This window comes from Dyadobacter sp. CY261 (assembly GCF_021440085.1).
Lineage (GTDB): Bacteria > Bacteroidota > Bacteroidia > Cytophagales > Spirosomataceae > Dyadobacter.
In genome coordinates this window covers 16,183-33,212 of the sequence record NZ_JAKCPW010000009.1, presented here as the reverse complement: position 1 = coordinate 33,212, position 17,030 = coordinate 16,183, and the positions used below count along the sequence as shown (strand labels likewise).

At 49.9% G+C, this 17,030-nt stretch carries 10 protein-coding genes; 4 read left to right on the top strand and 6 right to left on the bottom strand.

Annotation, left to right across the window (positions count from 1 at the left end; all coding sequences use genetic code 11):
* Positions 1 to 21: 21 nt before the first annotated feature.
* From LZD49_RS23560 to tsaD, 4 genes are read right to left on the bottom strand one after another with little or no spacing between them, the layout of a single operon-like run.
* Positions 22 to 825 (bottom strand): MOSC domain-containing protein, encoded by an 804-nt coding sequence (locus LZD49_RS23560; RefSeq protein ID WP_234670138.1) that lies wholly within the window; start codon positions 823 to 825, stop codon positions 22 to 24.
* A gap of 2 nt (positions 826 to 827) precedes the next feature.
* Positions 828 to 2,165: an IPT/TIG domain-containing protein gene (locus LZD49_RS23555; protein WP_234670137.1), complete on the bottom strand. Its 1,338-nt coding sequence runs from the start codon at positions 2,163 to 2,165 to the stop codon at positions 828 to 830.
* Positions 2,162 to 3,796, bottom strand: a complete 1,635-nt coding sequence (locus LZD49_RS23550; RefSeq protein ID WP_234670136.1) for a T9SS type A sorting domain-containing protein — start codon at positions 3,794 to 3,796, stop codon at positions 2,162 to 2,164. Before LZD49_RS23550 ends, LZD49_RS23555 begins: the two co-directional genes overlap by 4 nt.
* A gap of 31 nt (positions 3,797 to 3,827) precedes the next feature.
* Positions 3,828 to 4,826, bottom strand: a complete 999-nt coding sequence (tsaD, locus tag LZD49_RS23545; RefSeq protein WP_234670135.1) for a tRNA (adenosine(37)-N6)-threonylcarbamoyltransferase complex transferase subunit TsaD — start codon at positions 4,824 to 4,826, stop codon at positions 3,828 to 3,830.
* A gap of 69 nt (positions 4,827 to 4,895) precedes the next feature.
* Here tsaD and LZD49_RS23540 point away from each other — a divergent pair, with 69 nt between their 5' ends.
* Positions 4,896 to 9,497, top strand: a complete 4,602-nt coding sequence (locus LZD49_RS23540) for a translocation/assembly module TamB domain-containing protein (RefSeq protein WP_234670134.1) — start codon at positions 4,896 to 4,898, stop codon at positions 9,495 to 9,497.
* Here LZD49_RS23540 and LZD49_RS23535 read toward each other — a convergent pair.
* Complete coding sequence (locus LZD49_RS23535) at positions 9,487 to 10,014, bottom strand: thioesterase family protein (protein ID WP_234670133.1); 528 nt, start codon at positions 10,012 to 10,014, stop codon at positions 9,487 to 9,489. The two genes, LZD49_RS23540 and LZD49_RS23535, sit on opposite strands and share 11 nt — an antisense overlap.
* Positions 10,015 to 10,042: 28 nt before the next feature.
* Positions 10,043 to 10,438, bottom strand: coding sequence for a hypothetical protein (locus tag LZD49_RS23530; protein ID WP_234670132.1), 396 nt, complete (start codon positions 10,436 to 10,438; stop codon positions 10,043 to 10,045).
* A gap of 211 nt (positions 10,439 to 10,649) precedes the next feature.
* On the opposite strand from LZD49_RS23530, the gene LZD49_RS23525 reads away from it, so the two are divergent.
* The 3 genes from LZD49_RS23525 to pafA (LZD49_RS23515) all read left to right on the top strand — a co-directional run bounded on the left by LZD49_RS23525 (position 10,650) and on the right by pafA (LZD49_RS23515) (position 17,015).
* The gene (locus tag LZD49_RS23525) at positions 10,650 to 13,460 is read left to right on the top strand and encodes a pitrilysin family protein (RefSeq protein WP_234670131.1); all 2,811 of its coding nucleotides are present in this window, start codon (positions 10,650 to 10,652) and stop codon (positions 13,458 to 13,460) included.
* 130 nt (positions 13,461 to 13,590) lie between these two features.
* Positions 13,591 to 15,285 carry an alkaline phosphatase PafA gene (pafA, locus tag LZD49_RS23520; protein ID WP_234670130.1) on the top strand — a complete coding sequence of 565 codons (1,695 nt, stop codon included), beginning with the start codon at positions 13,591 to 13,593 and terminating at the stop codon, positions 15,283 to 15,285.
* A 104-nt stretch (positions 15,286 to 15,389) separates the two neighbouring features.
* Positions 15,390 to 17,015 (top strand): alkaline phosphatase PafA, encoded by a 1,626-nt coding sequence (pafA, locus tag LZD49_RS23515; RefSeq protein WP_234670388.1) that lies wholly within the window; start codon positions 15,390 to 15,392, stop codon positions 17,013 to 17,015.
* The last annotated feature ends 15 nt before the right edge of the window (positions 17,016 to 17,030 follow it).

The following is a 17,030-nucleotide window of genomic DNA, read 5'->3' as shown; positions in this document are numbered from 1 at the left end:
GATACTTATTGGGGGCATTTTTTATGTGTGGACAACAACCTGGTCGCCCTCTTTTATTTCCCCGAAATCGCGGACAGTCACATTCTGGCCAAATAATATCTTATTACCATTCCGGCGATAGCTGGCTAGCGTCTTCAAGGGTTCTGGTCCTTTCACGGCTGTTTCCGGGTTAATGGTCGTCAATACACATCTTGCGCAAGGTTTAACTACTTCAAAACGGAGATTGCCAATGCTAATGTGCTTCCATTGATCCTCCGCGAACGGCTCGGTGCCGCTGATGACGAAGTTAGGGCGGAAGCGTCTCATCGTAATCGGCTCCGCCAGACGGCCGTTTAGCTCGTCCAGCGACGCTTGCGAAATCACCAGATAAGGGAAACCGTCGGCGAAACTGACATTCTCATTATGCTCAGCATAACGGGGATCGGCCTTTCTTTGCGTCGATTCGGGCATCATAACCAGCCTTAGATTCAATCCAAGCTGATGGCTGAGCCATGCATCAGCTTCTTCGGAAACAGTAACAGCCTCAACTGTATCGTCCCATACTTTCACGGTCACGGGCAATGCGGTTGCCGGCTCATAGGGCACCGTCACGGAATCTTCCGGGTTATTTCGGAGGAATATTTTCAATCCGTTTTCCAGTAATGCCACGTCGATGAGCGCCATTTGGAGGTGCACGCGTTGGGTGATGAAAACGTTTTCTTCGTCGATGACCATCCATCGGCGGTCATATTGTAACCCTCTTTCTTCGGTGAGTGCTTTAGTAAGCCTGATTCCGCCCAGTGATTTGACGGGATAGATCCATATTTCAGATAATGTCATGGCCATGATTATTCAATAGTCAGCTTGCGGACGCGTTGATTCGCCGAATCTGTAACAAAAAGGTTTTCATCTTTGTCCAGGGTACTTCCCTGAGGATGGTAAAAAAGGGCATTTTCTCCCGTGCCTTCCTTATAACCGGACGTCCCGCCTTTGCCTGCAAGCGTGATCACGTACCCATCCGGGTACACGAGCCTAATGCAATGGTTCCACAAGTCGGTCACGTATAAATTACCCAGCTTATCAACCTGAATATTGCTGGGCTGGTTGAACATCGCCTGAGCGGCCTCGCCATCCTGATATCCGTTTTTGGTAGGAACGCCGGCCAGGGTTGTAATCATTCCTTCCGGCGTGATTTTCCGGATGCAATGGTTGTGCTTATCAGCGACGTACACATTGCCAATGTTGTCAAAATTGAGATATGCAGGCATGTAAAATTTGGCATCCCTTAGCTTCCCATCCGCATAGCCCGGTGTGCTTCCTGCAAAAGTCGTTACCTGCCCTTCTTTGGACAGCTTTCTGATGACGCCGTTTTCGGTGTCGCAAATCCACAAAACACCTGATTGATCGAACTTTACACCATAAGGCTTTTTGAATTGGGCTGATGCAATATCCCCGTCCACAAGGCCAGGGCGATCGGGATGGCCGGTGACAGTAATGAGCGCGCCGTCGGGCAGTACTTTGCGGATCGCATTGTTCTCGTGGTCGGCGATGTAAATGGATCCGTCCGCGGCCAGTTCGATGCCGATCGGGAACTTCATTAACGCCTGGTCGCCTTTGCCGTCTTTGAACCCTGAATGTGGCGTGCCTACGATCGTGGAGGTCGCGCCGTCGGTGTCGATGCGCCTTACCATGCAGTTCCCGAGATCGGCAGCGAACATGATGCCCTTGCTGTCGGTCGCAATGTTGTACAGTGTTCTGAATTTGGCTTTTTGCGCCGGGCCGTCTTCGTAACCAATCGAGCCGCCCGCGAAGTAGGTGGTGGTAGCCGAATACAAATACCTGAAAGAGGCTTGCGAAGTCAGTTCTTTGCCGTTCACGGTCAGTACCAGCTTTCCGAGGCCACATTTGGCAGGAACAACAGCTGTTATTTCCGTATCTGTAACCGCATTGATTGTTGCTTTTAACCCATTGATCTGTAAGGAAACTTTGGAAACGTCTGTCCCGAAATGCTTCCCTTGCAGTTTTACCACAGTCCCCTTCTTGCCGCTACCCGGACTAAAACCCGTAAACTCCGCAACCAGCACCGGATCGCCTCCGTTCACCGGGGGCTTCGGCGATTCCGGATCGCCGCATGACAGCCATAGGGCAGACAGGGCTATCAATGCAATAAAAATGAATGCTTTCATGGGTTGATCAGAAATCGGGTAGTAACCTGTTGCTTTTGAGATTCGGCTTGAAGCACGTAAATGCCCGCCGGAAGTTTCGAGACATCCAGTTCCGCTCTGCCATTTTCCGCTTTCCGGCTTTCGCGGATCAGCGTGCGGCCTGTCATATCGGTCACGGTCAGTTTGATGTTTTGTTGTGAAACGGGGCATTCGATATGCATTTTGCCGCGTATCGGATTGGGGTATACGCTCAATGCCGCATGAGGTTGCTCGGTTCCGGTCAACACTTCTTTCGGGAATGTAATTTCCCAGATCTGGCCATGTCCTTCGAGCACATACAGCTTGTTAGCCACAATTTCAGCGTCGGTCGGCTCGGTAAAATCGGCGGCAATGCGGTGGGCATTCAGGGAATAATTGTCGCCTGCTGCATTTTTCTTCAAATCCAGCATCAGCAAATCTTGTCCTGTTTCTTGCATTGGGCCATAGTTGGCCGAGCCCGCCTGATAACTTAATACAAATCCTTTTCCCTTGTATTCCCCTCCGAAACCGGATTCCGTATCGATTACCAGCCCCAACGGCGAACGATGTGCGGTGAATGTCGCAATGCTGGTGCCATTATCGCTTGCGTCCATGATCGTGCCCGTCGCCGGGTCGCGGTACTTATCGGCATCCGGGCCCGCATTCAGGATCGGTTTGCGATAGGTCAGATTTTGAGGTTTTTTGGGATATTGTTTGTCTTCATGAAAAGCCCCGATCTGGTAAGCCGTGTAAGCGCGGTTAATGAGCTTGTCGTCCTGCGGCTTGTAGCCCGGAAACTGCATTGGTGTATCGTTGCCGCCCATTTCCCAGGGAAATCCGTAATGCGCGCCGGGCCTGATCCAGTTCATTTCTTCCGGATCGTCGCGGTCGCCGGAGTTTTCGACGCTGAACAGGTCGCCGTTGGCTGCAAAAGCCAGGCTGAATGCGTTGCGGACGCCCCGTACATAGATGTAAGGCGCCAGCGCGGCTGAGTCGTTGGGCAGCAGCAGGTTTTCGGTATTAGCCGGGATTTTGAAAATGCAGCTCGTCAAAGGCACTTCGCGCAGCCCCGCATAGAGGCCTTCATTGTCCTTCACCTCGCCATGGTCGGTGCGAGAGCCGCTGGCGATGAATATATCCTTTCCATCGGGCGAAAAGCAGATGGCGCTGAATGCGTGATCGTACAATGTTTTGGAGGAAGCGTGTTCAGCGGTTTTGAAGATTTCCGTCCAGGTGAGCTTATTCGCGCTTAGCTTGGCTTTCACCGCTTTTCCATAACCCGAAACTCCCTGTGTGATCACGACATTGCCTGCCAGGTAAACATAGCCGTCGTGCAAGGCCATTCCCTGCAAATAGTTGATGCCATGATCCTGGGCCGAAGCGATCCTTTCTGCGGCATAATTTCCCTGGGCATTGGCTGTCAGATGAAAAAGGTCGCCATTCCAGGCGATGGTGTAAAACGACTTGTCAGAAGCGTCATAAGCGATCCGCGCCTGGGTGTCGGTGCCTTCAATACGGAAGAATGGCTCAATCGTGAGATCTTCCCGCAGCATCCGCGCAGTCTGCGCATGAATGGAATGGCTGGTGCCGGATGGAACGAGTGTCAACAGAAAGCACAGCCAGAAGTGTTTCATACAACCGCATTTAGTCTTGATATTGTTATTATTAAAACTCCATTCTCGCCAGCGGGCTCACCGTCTGATCGCAGAACTCGCCTGCCTCATATTTGAAATGAGCTGCCATGGCGATCATGGCCGCATTATCGGTACAGTATTCGAATGCAGGAATATACACATTCCAGCCGAGCTGGTCACCCATTTCCCGGAGCGAATTGCGTAATCCCGAGTTAGCGGAAACGCCACCAGCGATCGCGATTTCCCTGATGCCAGTTTCCCTGACCGCTTTTTTGAGCTTTTTAAGTAAAATATCTATGAGGGTATATTGAATGCTGGCGCAAATGTCTTTGATATTTTCTTTGATAAATCCCGGATTCTGACGGACTTGTTTTTGAAGAAAATAGAGAAAAGAAGTCTTAATACCACTGAATGAAAAGTCCAGCCCCGGCATTTCCGGAAGCGGGAACGGGTAGGCTTGCGGATTGCCTTCCGCGGCATACCTGTCGATGAGCGGGCCGCCGGGGTAGGGCAGGTCTAGCAGCTTGGCAGTTTTATCAAATGCCTCGCCTACGGCGTCATCCCGCGTTTCTCCGATGATTTCCATGTCCAACGGGCTGGTCACTTTCACAATTTGCGTATGTCCGCCGCTTACGGTCAGGCACAGAAACGGAAATGCTGGCTTGGGGGCATCGATGAAATGGGCCAGCACGTGGGCCTGCATGTGGTTGATCTCGATCAGCGGAATGGCTAGCCCCAGCGCCATCGATTTCGCAAACGATGTGCCTACGAGCAAAGCACCCAGTAAACCGGGTCCCTTGGTAAAAGCAATGGCATCCAGGTCTTTTTTTCCTATTTTTGCATCATTCAATGCTTTGTCCACCACAGGTAGGATGTGTTGCTGATGGGCGCGCGAAGCCAACTCCGGAACAACACCGCCATATTGGGTGTGGATCAGTTGTGTAGCGACAACATTAGAGCGGATATTCCCGTTTGTTATTACAGCTGCGGAGGTTTCGTCACACGACGATTCAATAGCGAGGATATTCATATTGTGGAAAATATTCGCAAAATTAAGCATTAACAATAAGATAAGCAGTATCCCGCTGCGAAGCTGTATATGTTAAAATTCCTGAAGGCACTAGGTAATGGTCTGATCGTGGTTGTCATCTTCGTGCTGCTGGCGCTCGGGATCGCTACCACGGCATTGCAGCTCCCTTCGGTGCAAACCTGGGCCGTAGGCTATCTCACTACCGATATTTCCGGCAAGCTTGGTTATCCCCTCACCATCGAAAAGGTCAATATCAAATGGTTTGACGTAGTTTCGCTCGAAGGCGTTTCGGTGAAGGACTCGTCGGGCGCAGATATGATCGACGTTGGCCGGATCGATGTCAATCTGAACGTCAACAACATCATCCGCGATTCGGCGAAAGAGATATTTCTGGATGAAGTCAATGTGTTCCAGCCGAATGTCCACCTGGTAATCGTTCCCAAATCCGGTGATCTGAATATCGACGGCTTCATTTCCCGCATCAATGAACTCACCGCTCCCTCGGTGCCGCGGCCTCGCAATGCACCGGAAAACAATACCCCTTTTATTATTGGAAAGGCAAAAGTGATCGATGGTACTTTTGGCTATGACGATCCGCGCAGGCCGCGCGACCGAGGGGCGAGGGTGTTCGACTATTCACATTTCAGCCTGAAACATCTCTACGGCGAGCTCAACGATTTTCTGGTCCAGGGCGATACGATTTCTTTTTTGGCTAAAAATCTGAAAACGGTCGATAAGCAAACAGGTCTGGAAATGCATGACCTCGATACCCGCTTTCTGTTTTGTCAGAAAAAGATGGAGCTGAAAGAGCTCGACGCACACATCGGAAATTCGCATTTGAAAGATGAAGTCATTTTCTTCTATAACCGGTCGGGTGAATTGGGTGACTTTAACCATAAAATCCGGATGAAAGGCCACCTGGTTGGCAGCCGTGTCGATTCTCAGGATCTCGGGCTGTTTTCAAGTTACATCGACGGACTGAATGAAACCTGGCAGATCTCGGGCGATTTCAATGGGAAGGTGGATGATTTCTTGCTTTCCAACACAGATCTTCATTTTGGTAAAAACAGCCGCCTGGTAGGCGATATTGGTTTCAAAGGATTGCCGACGATACAAGGCGTAATGATGGATATCCGGTTATCGGTATCCAAAATTGATCCGACCGACCTTGTCCAGTACTATCCGGAATGGGATATGCATCCCGATTTACAAAAGTTCGGCTACACGCTTCTGGACGGGACATTCAAGGGCACACTGGAAGATTTCGCGGTAAATGCGTCGGCTTCTTCAGAATTAGGTGAATTGTCGGGAGATCTTGTATTCCATATCGCCGACGCGAAAACAACCACCTATTCGGGACAGGTAAAGACTTCCTCTTTTGGGCTGGGAACGCTGCTGGAAGACGAAGACAACTGGCAGGAGCTGGATTTCGAAGGTAAGGTGTATGGCAAGGGTTTGGAGTTGTCATCAGCTTCCGCAGACATGAACGCGGTCGTCCACCGGATCGGTTTCCGCAATTACGATTATAAGAATATCCAGCTGAAAGGAAATTTGCAAAACCAGTATTTCAACGGGCTTGTCAGCACACGCGACAGCAATCTGGTGGTTACCCTCGACGGCGAATTTGATCTTTCGAAACAACAGAATATGTTCGACGTCAAAGGCATCATCGAGAAGGCAAATTTAAAAGAGTTGGGCTTCAGTAAAGATCCGATCACATTGCGAACGCAACTGAATGTGAACGTGTCAGGAAATACGGTCGACGAGCTTGTGGGGGACGCTAAATTGCTGGATACCTATCTCGTAATGCTCAATAAAGAGCGTAACCTGGTGGTAGATACGCTAGTGCTTTCTTCAAGGAATCAATTGGGTAAGCGGCGTTTACAGCTCAACAGCGAGTTCCTGACGGCCAAAGTGGAAGGGAATTTCCTGCCGACACAGGCGTGGAAGGACGTGAGCCAGGTCCTGGAAGAATATAAGCTCTACTTTTTCGAGAATGAAGCTGCCCGTAACGACTATTATGCCCAAAAGCCATTAAAGTCATTGTCGCGACGCTACCAGATCGACTATACGGTTGAAACACACAACCTGTCACGTTTTCTGGCATTTCTGAGTCCGGATATTTACATCTCGAAAGGGGCCAGGGCCGAGGGCGTTTTTAAAATGGATAATACAGCCTTTCTGACTTTTAATGCACTATCTGACACAATCAGCTACGGGAAAAACCAGTTTATGAAGGCCGAAGTGGATGTTACGACCTCAAAATTCGTCAACAGTGCAGAAGTACTTGCGTCGATCCTCGCCACGTCGGATAAGCAGCAGATTAGCAAGATGATGCCAACCGAGCGGATGGAACTGGAAGGCACCTGGGATGTCGATCATATCGACTTTAACGGTGCGGTCCATCAGGTCAAAAGTACCAACAGGGCCAATCTTGCAGGTGAGATCCGTTTTTTGCCGGCTGGTCTGGATATAGGGTTTAAAAATTCTAAACTCTACCTTTTGGATGAAGAATGGAATGTGCCTTCCGAAAGCCTCATCTCGATCGTCGGAAATGACATTACCATGTCGAACCTCGGGCTGGTAAGTGGCAAACAGCGTATTTTCCTCAGTGGAACAGCTTCTGAGGACGTTGAGAAAAGTCTTTTGCTGGATATCAAGAACTTCAAACTGGCGAGCTTAAATCCGGTATTTAATACAAAGTTGTCGGGCATTATGGACGGCTCGGCAAAGGTTAAGGACATTTACAACAGCGTGATCCTGGACGCCCGTTTTGCCATAGAAGGGTTGGGCTATGACCAGTACGAATTCGGGAACCTTGCAGGCAGCGGAGATTGGGATCAAACGACCAGCGAATTGCAGATTGACGCACAATTGAACAAGAATGCACGGCGAGTCTTCAACCTTGTCGGGTCTTATCACCCCAAACTTGAAACAAATACCCTGAACCTGAAGGCGGTTTTCAACCAGGCGGATTTCAAGGCGATAGAGCCATTTGCGGAGGGCCTGGTTTCAGACGTGAGCGGTACGGCGCAAGGCGTGGTGTCCATCCGGGGTGTGATGGATTCCCCGGTGCTGGAAGGCTCTCTCTCCGTGGATAAGGGACGGATGAAGTTCGACTACCTCCAATCGGTATTTACATTCAGCGACAAGATCAACTTCACGGAGAGCGAAATTACTGTAAATAATATCCTTGTTGCCGACACCGACGGAAACACCGCGACCTTACGCGGCGGGGTCTTTCACGATGGTTTCAAGTACTTTTCGCTGGGCTTCAATGCCGACCTTCGTAATTTCAAAATATTGAATACCAATGCGAAGAACAATGATATTTTTTACGGAACTGCGTATGTAACAGGCCCTGTGGCGGTATTTGGTCCCATCGATAATCTCAATATAGAAGCCAATGTGACCAGTAATAAGGGCACGAGGATCCATATCCCGTTGGACGGGGCTACAGAGGTGGCAACGCAGGAGTATATACAATTCGTCAGCAAAATGGTGCCTGCCGACAGCACGGCCGGAGCACCTGCGGATTCGATCGCAAAAAGCCAGATCGCAGGCGGGATTAAAATGGATTTCAATTTCAACCTTACACCCGATGCAACCTGCGAAATCATCTTCGACCGGCAAACCGGCGATATATTGCGCGGAAATGGCAGCGGGCGTCTGAACCTGAATATCGATACCCAGGGCGACTTTACGATGGCCGGGACCTACGAGATCGAAAAAGGGGAATATAATTTTACCCTTCAGAATGTGATCAATAAGAAGTTCAGCATTAAGCCGGGAAGCAGGATCGTGTGGTCTGGAGACCCATATGGTGCGATACTGGATATCAAAGCCGGATACACCCAAATGGTATCGCTGGCCGGGGTGCTGCCGAATACGAGTAATCTGGGCGGTAACAGCGGAGATGCATTGTCGAGACGATACCCGGTGGAGGTTACTATCGGCTTGTCGGAAAGACTGATGTCGCCTACCATCCGTTACGATCTCAAAATCCTGGATAACCCATCGCTCAGTACTTATCGTGGTCAGTTGGAAGCGTTTCAAAACAAACTGAAATCCGATGAACAGGAGCTGAGCCGACAGGTGAGTAGTTTATTGGTGGTAAACCAACTGTTGCCGGAAAGCAGTCTGGCGGCGGTAGGTAGCCAGAATTTCCTCGGGAGCAGCATCAGCGAGCTGGTTTCGAATCAGATCAGCCGTTGGGCATCAGGTATTAATGAGAACCTCGAAGTCGGTGTTTCGGGCCTTTCACTGGACCAAAATGCCTGGAATAACCTCCAACTCCGCTTTTCTTACCGGTTCCTGAACGACCGTTTCCGCGTGACGCGAGACGGACGTTTCACTTCGGGAACACAATCGCAAACAGGCTCGTCGCAATACGATGCGGCAAGTTTACTAGGCGAATGGACGTTGGAGTACTGGCTGAACGCCAAAGGTTCCGTGCGCGTGAAAGCCTATAACCGGAATATCCAGAACAACCTCATGTTCAACAGCGGCACATTTACGACTGGCGGTGTGAGCATGCAATTTACCCACAGTTTCAATCGCTTCACCCGCGCCCCGAAACCCGGCGTGCGGGTCCCGTTCCTACCCGATTCGACCCGGCAGGATACGACTTCCGCGAAGAAATTGCTTTCAGAAAAAGAATCTACACGCTAGCGCCCTGCACCAGCTCCTGTTTGATCGCGTGAATGCGGTCATTGAAATGCAGCGCGGGGAAATCGATGGCCGGTACACAGGTTGCATCCAGGTAGTCCATGATCTCCTGCGGATGAGGTACCCGCTGTCCGGTTGCAACATTGATGTGCTTCGAAGTGGTCCACAGCACGGTTTTTAGCTCGGTACGCAAATCGTTGGTCATAAAATACTCGGTAACCATCGTATCTTCGTTATAGTGGATCACGCGTGACGTAATACGCACCCACTCGCTGATCTTCGCGGGCCTTACGTAGGCGATCTGGTGCTGGTATACCACCCAGCTAGTCCGCAGCTCGCGGAACATCGCTTCAAAGCTGAAACCATACAATTTGGAAACCTGGTCCTCCCGCGCATTGAAGAAATAGTCAAAATACTTGGAGTTATTCAAATGCATCAACGGGTCGCAGTCCTGGAAACGGATGATTACCCGCGATTCCGCCTCAACAGGCATGTCGGATAGTTTGGCAGTAAACAGCATGGTGTACGGATTTATTTTGTTAGAAGTGTTACTCCCCGCGATAGCGCACGGCCAATCCGCTTAGCATATAGCCTTCCTTGTTGACACTCGTGTAATACTTATATTTCACGTTAATAATCGCATCCGCGCCTATCTTCTGCGCTTTCATCACCAGTCGGGCGGTCAGTAACTCTTTTGTTTTAGCATCATTCCCCCTAAACATCATCCTTTTGTCCTGCGTTTGCCGTTCCGTCAGCGAATCCTCGCTGCCGATCTCCACGACGGCGATCTCGGAATAGGGTCGTTCGAGTGGCTGAGTATCGTACAGGACTTCAATAGGATATTTGGTGTTGGAAGAAATCGGGATACCGTTGCCGGCGCAGGCGGATAGCATCAAAGCAGCCAGAAGGGAAAACAAAAGCGGGACATTTTTAATCAGGTTCATTCTCTTGAAATGAGGGGATATATTTTAAACTGTTAGCTGCTGCAGAGCATTCCGTTGGACGATTTCGTGGTTGCGGCATGCAACCAATACACGCCTGATACGACATTATGTTGCAACGGACATTATTTTGCCATTTGTCACCAATCCATTGTTAAATGCGATATTCTGCATTATTTTCAAGGATTATAAATCTAAACTAATTGATTTTAGCATGGTCATGAAATCTGGAAGAACAAATTTGTTTAGGCAAGGCTCATTGGTCGGAATGATGCTGGCTGCGATGCTGGCGATGCCGTCGCAAGCACAGCAGTTGCCGAAAGGAATCACGAAAGTCACGTCGGTTGAAGGGATTACCGAATACAACCTGGAAAACGGCCTGAAAGTACTGATGTTCCCCGACCCCTCGAAACCTACCATTACGGTGAATGTCACCTATCTCGTTGGATCGCGTCATGAAGGTTATGGTGAAACCGGGATGGCCCACTTGCTCGAACATCTTGTGTTCAAGGGCTCGCCGAAGCACACCAATATTCCGCAGGAGCTCACCGAGCACGGCGCACGGCCCAACGGGACTACCTGGTATGACCGTACCAACTATTTTGAGACATTCTCAGCCTCGGATGAAAACCTGAAATGGGCGCTAGACCTGGAATCTGACCGGATGGTGAACTCATTTATCGCTAAAAAAGACCTCGACAGTGAGTTCAGCGTGGTGCGGAACGAATTCGAATCCGGAGAGAATGACCCTGGCCGCGTGTTGATGCAACGCGTAATTTCAGGAGGCTATCTTTGGCATAACTATGGCAAATCGACGATCGGCAACCGGTCGGATATCGAACGGGTGCCCATTGAAAACCTGCAAGCATTTTACAAAAGATATTACCAGCCTGATAATGCCGTGCTGACTGTGGCAGGTAAGATCGACGAAGCGAAAACGCTGACACTTATCAACGACTATTTCGGGAAACTCCCAAAACCAACCCGTGTGTTGCCAAAATCCTACACAATCGAGCCCACACAGGACGGAGAGCGTTTTGTAGAACTGAAACGGACAGGCGACGTGCAAATGCTGATGGCAATGTACCATATCATGCCAGGATCGCATGCGGATTATCCGGCTATGGAAGTGCTGACGGAGCTGTTGACCACCGAGCCAAACGGAAGACTTTATAAAAATCTGGTCGAAACCAAAAAAGCATCATCCCAATTCGGCTTCAGTTTTCAGCTGTACGACCCGGGGCTCGTATTGTTCGGTGCCGAGATATTGAAGGAAAAATCGCTTGATGAAGCCAAAAAGGCCTTCACCGCAACACTCGACTCCACAGCAATCCTGAAACCTTCGAAGGAAGATGTGGAAAGAGCTAAAACGACCCTTCTTAAAAACTGGGATCTCGAATTCCGGAATTCTGAAAGAGTGGGGCTGAGCATTAGCGAATCCATTGCTACCGGCGACTGGCGGCTTGCATTCCTTTTCCGCGACAATATCCGCAAAGTAACACCCGAGGATGTGTTCAGGGTGGCTCAATTCTATTTCAAGCCATCAAACAGAACACTCGGAACGTTTACGCCGGAATCCAATTCGGTCCGGGCTGAAATCCCCGAGGCGCCAAACGTAGCTGAGCTGGTTAAAAACTATAAAGGAGAAGCTGTGGTAGCGGAAGGAGAGGCGTTCGACCCGTCACCGGCAAACGTCGAAAGTCGCACGACCCGGGTGGAGAAGGCCAATTCTATTGAAACTGCATTACTTCCTAAAAAGACACGTGGTAATGTCGTAGCCGCCCGCATTACTTTGCGTTACGGCGATGACAAGAGCCTGCAAAACAAAGCTACGATCTCCGACCTGACGGGTTCCATGCTCGATAAGGGCACGAAAACGAAAACCCGCCAACAGGTCAAGGATGAATTCGATCGTCTGAAAGCGAGGGTGAGTTTTTTCGGGGCAGCCAACCAGGCCGGTGCCAGTATTGAAACGACAAAGGAAAACCTGCCGGAGGTAGTGAAGCTGGTAGCTGAGGTTTTGAAAACCCCTGCATTCGATGAAAACGAGTTTGAAAAATTGAAACAGGAAGAGCTCGCGGGCATCGAGTCGCAACGCAGCGAACCGCAGGCGATCGCATTCAACCAATACCGTCGTCTGGTATCGCCGTATCCGAAAAGTGATATCCGCTACATAGGTACTTTTGATGAGGATGTGGCAAGCATCAAGGCCGCTAGCATTGATCAGATCCGTCAGTTCCACAAGGATTTCTATGGTGCTAACAATGCGTCGGCGACTGTCGTGGGTGATTTTGATAAAGATGCTATCCAAAAAATCCTGAACGACGAGTTCGGAAGCTGGAAAAGCGTAAAGCCATTCACCCGCATCGCGTCGCCATATCAGGTTGTAAAAGCCGAAAATAAAGCCATCGAAACGCCTGACAAAGCGAATGCAATGTTCGTGGCAGGCTTGAATATGCCATTGCAGGACACAGACGCTGATTACCCTGCATTAATCATGGGTAATTATATGCTTGGAGGTGGGTTCCTGAACTCGCGCCTGGCAACCCGCATTCGCCAGAAAGAAGGTTTGAGCTATGGCGTGGGTTCGCAATTCTCGGCCAGCCCGCTCGATAAGAACGGTACCTTTATGTCGTATGCCATCTACGCGCCTCAAAACGCTGAAAAACTGGAAGCGGCGTTCAAAGATGAAATCGAGAAGGTGATGAAGGAAGGGTTCACAGCCGACGAATTGAAGGCGGCGAAATCGGGTTACCTGCAATCCCGGCAGGTAGCGCGCTCGCAGGACGCTTCTCTGACCAACACATTGACCAGCAATCTTTATCTGAACCGCACCATGCAATGGGATGCCGATTTTGAGAAAAAGATCGAGGCGTTGACGCCGGATCAGATCAAGGCGGCATTCAACAAGCATATCGATTACAATAAACTTATAATCATCAGGGCCGGCGATTTCGAAAAGGCTAAGAAAGGCGCCCCTACCGCCGGAGCACCTGCGCAGCTTGGCGGAAGCGAGAAGAAGTAAGGTTAAAATAAGGTTAAGATTCAGAAAGCCGGTCGTGAAAAGCGCGCCGGTTTTCTGCTTTTAACCGTAGTACATCTTTATCTTTGCCGCGTATTTGTACAGAACTTTAACACTGTTATCGGTATCTCTAATGAAATTAATCACGCACACGCTTGTGAGAGCTCTGCTCGCCGGAATGGTTCTTTGCCAACCGGTTTTTAGTCAAACGAAAGCCAAAACGGGCACCGGAGCTCGGGGAATTGCAGCTTCCGCCAATAAGCTTGCAAGGCCCAAACTAGTAGTCGGAATGGTCGTCGATCAGATGCGTTACGATTATCTCTACCGCTATTACGATAAATACAAAGAAGGGGGTCTGAAAAGGCTCATCAATGAAGGTTTCAATTGCCGGAACAACCATTATCACTATGCATTGACCGTGACGGCTGCCGGACACTCGGCGGTTTATACCGGTTCGATGCCAGCCATTAACGGCATTGTTGGTAACGACTGGTACGATACAGGCCAGGGTAAAAATGTCTATTGTACGGATGATAGTACGGTTGCGACGGTCGGGAGCAATAACCTTACGGTAGGTAAAATGTCGCCCCGGAACTTGCTGGTCAGTACGGCAACCGACCAATTGCGGGTGGCTACAAATTTCCGTTCCAAGACAATCGGCGTAGCGATTAAAGATCGGGCGTCTATTCTACCTGCCGGTCATGCTGCTTCCGGGGCCTATTGGTTTGACTCTAAAACTGGCAATTTCGTGACCAGTACCTATTATATGAACGCTCTGCCATCGTGGGCGACAGACTACAATAACCTTAAAAAGCCTGCCGAGTATCAGCGAAAAGGGTGGAATGTCTTGTTGCCTGTCGGGCAGTATACGCAGAGCACCCCGGATGACGTAGCCTGGGAAGGTAAACTGCCAGGTGTTGAAAAGCCGGTTTTCCCTTACGATTTGGCAGGTAACTCGGGGGATGCATACGGACCGCTAACGACCTCGCCGTGGGGCAATACCATTACTAAGGAAATGGCTATTGCCGCTATCAAAGGCGAGAATCTCGGAAAAGGTGAAGAAACCGACTTTTTAGCCGTGAGTTTTTCATCGCCCGATCGAATTGGTCATATGTTTGGCCCCAATTCGGTGGAGCAGGAGGATGACTATCTGAAACTGGATATGGAGTTTGCCGAATTCTTCAGTTTTCTGGATAGCTGGGCCGGTACAGGCAATTATACTGTTTTCCTGACGGCCGATCATGGAGCAATGGATGTTCCAGGGTTTTGGAAGGAACATAAGCTCCCCGCTGGCTTAATGGGAGCAACCATGTTGACTAGGACAGTAGTGAAAGCCCTGAACGATGCTTTCGGGGAAGCCGAGTACGTGACCGCTTTTGAGAATTATCAGATCTACCTCAACAAAGCAATTTTAAAGGAAAAGAAAATTACAGTTGATATTGCTTATCAGGTAGTGCGCGAAGCCATATTACCTCTCAAAGGTGTTGCAGACCTGATAAATTTACACGATATGGGGCGGGCACCTTTGAATACATATCAATTGGAATTATTCAAAAACAATGTCAACGCGAAGAGAAGCGGCGATTTACAGGTTCTTGTAAGACCAGGATGGTTTGCGGCCACTTCTCCAACAGGCACCGACCATGGCACACCTTACAACTACGATACACACGTGCCGTTCCTCCTTTATGGCTGGGGGATTAACAAGGGCGAAACGCTCCGTCGGACTTCCATCGCGGATATTGCGCCTACTATTTCGGCATTGCTGCACATCCTGCCTCCAAGTGGTAATGTCGGTAACCCGGTGGAAGAAGCATTGAAAAAGTAACTGACCAATATGTTTTCCTGCGGGCCGGTCACGTGTCCCGCAGTTTTTTGTTTTAACTAAATTCCTGAACTGTGAGAAGATTATGTTGCTGGGTGTTGGCTGCGATGGCTACCACGGCCGTTTATGCGCAAACTCCCAAGAAAGCGGCCCTCGCAAAGGCGTCGACCATTACCCGTCCCAAAATCGTTGTCGGTATTGTTGTGGACCAGATGCGCTATGATTACCTGTACCGCTATTACGATCAGTACACAGAGGGAGGTTTTAAACGCATGATGAATGAGGGTTTCAATTGCCGAAACAACCATTACAGCTATGCATTGACAGTTACTGCTGCCGGACATGCATCTGCCTACACAGGCTCCATTCCGGCGATCAATGGTATTGTTGGTAACGAATGGTACGATCCGATTGCAAAGCAGGAGGTATATTGTGTGGAGGACAGTACCGTCAAAACGGTAGGTGCCAATAATGTGGTCGTTGGCAAAATGTCACCGAAGAATTTGCTGGTGAGCACAGTAACCGACCAGTTGCGCATTGCCACCAATTTTCGCTCCAAGACGATCGGTATAGCCATTAAAGACCGCGGGTCGATCCTGCCAGCGGGCCACGCGGCGAACGCTGCTTACTGGTTCGATTCCAAAACCGGCAACTGGGTCACCAGCACTTATTATATGGATGACCTGCCGCAATGGGCCAAGGATTACAATGCGAAAAAGATGCCTGCCGAGTATTTGAAAAAAGGCTGGGACCTGCTGTTAACAGCAGATGCATACACTCAGAGCTCCCCCGATGACGTGGCTTGGGAGGGGAAGCTTCCAGGCGCTAAGAAGCCGGTATTCCCGTATGAATTGATGGGCATGTCCGGCGATGCGTTTGGTATCGTGACAGATACGCCATGGGGTAATACCATTACCAAAGAGATGGCTATCGAGGCCATCAAAGGCGAGCAACTTGGCAAAGGCAAGGATACGGATTTTTTGGCGATCAGCTTTTCATCCACGGATAAGATAGGCCACCGTGTAGGTCCCAATTCGATCGAGCAGCAGGATGATTTTCTTCGTCTGGACCGCGAATTTGCCGATCTTTTCAACTTCCTTGATGGCTGGGTAGGAAAAGGGGAATATACCGTGTTCCTGACCGCCGATCACGGCGTGGTGGATGTGCCGGGTTTCGCACAGGAGCACAAGTTGCCTGCCGGCCTGGTGGATCGTAAATTGCTGACGAATGCGGTTACCGACGCTTTGAATGAAGCATTTGGCAAAGACAAATACATCGTTGCGACCGACAACAACCAGCTCTACCTCGATCATAGCCTTTTGAAAAAGAAAAACATCACCATCGCAGCAGTTCACAGCGTGGTGCGGGATGCTTCTTTAACAGTTCCGGGCATCGCCGAGGTAATCGACCTGACCGACATGGGCAAAGCACCGTTGAATACCTATCAGCTCGAACTTTATAAAAACAATGTGAATGCCAAGCGAAGTGGCGATCTGCAGGTAATCTCACAACCAGGCTGGTTTTACGGGACTTCGACCGGGACTTCGCACGGCACACCCTATAACTACGACACTCAGGTGCCGTTTGTGATGTTTGGCTGGGGTATCAAGCCTGGCGAAACGCTGAGAAGAACATCCGTTTGTGATATTGCGCCTACCATCGCCGCACTGCTGCACATTCTGCCAGGTAGCGGAAATATTGGCCTGCCTGTTGAAGAGGCATTGAAAAAGTAATTTGGTGTGAAAAAC

What these genes read in the sequence shown, in the direction of transcription:
- LZD49_RS23560 (WP_234670138.1), bottom strand. Translation starts at nt 825, where the DNA reads ATGGCCATGACATTATCTGAAATATGGATCTATCCCGTCAAATCACTG.
- LZD49_RS23555 (WP_234670137.1), bottom strand. Translation starts at nt 2,165, where the DNA reads ATGAAAGCATTCATTTTTATTGCATTGATAGCCCTGTCTGCCCTATGG.
- LZD49_RS23550 (WP_234670136.1), bottom strand. Translation starts at nt 3,796, where the DNA reads ATGAAACACTTCTGGCTGTGCTTTCTGTTGACACTCGTTCCATCCGGC.
- tsaD (WP_234670135.1), bottom strand. Translation starts at nt 4,826, where the DNA reads ATGAATATCCTCGCTATTGAATCGTCGTGTGACGAAACCTCCGCAGCT.
- LZD49_RS23540 (WP_234670134.1), top strand. Translation starts at nt 4,896, where the DNA reads ATGTTAAAATTCCTGAAGGCACTAGGTAATGGTCTGATCGTGGTTGTC.
- LZD49_RS23535 (WP_234670133.1), bottom strand. Translation starts at nt 10,014, where the DNA reads ATGCTGTTTACTGCCAAACTATCCGACATGCCTGTTGAGGCGGAATCG.
- LZD49_RS23530 (WP_234670132.1), bottom strand. Translation starts at nt 10,438, where the DNA reads ATGAACCTGATTAAAAATGTCCCGCTTTTGTTTTCCCTTCTGGCTGCT.
- LZD49_RS23525 (WP_234670131.1), top strand. Translation starts at nt 10,650, where the DNA reads ATGGTCATGAAATCTGGAAGAACAAATTTGTTTAGGCAAGGCTCATTG.
- pafA (WP_234670130.1), top strand. Translation starts at nt 13,591, where the DNA reads ATGAAATTAATCACGCACACGCTTGTGAGAGCTCTGCTCGCCGGAATG.
- pafA (WP_234670388.1), top strand. Translation starts at nt 15,390, where the DNA reads ATGGCTACCACGGCCGTTTATGCGCAAACTCCCAAGAAAGCGGCCCTC.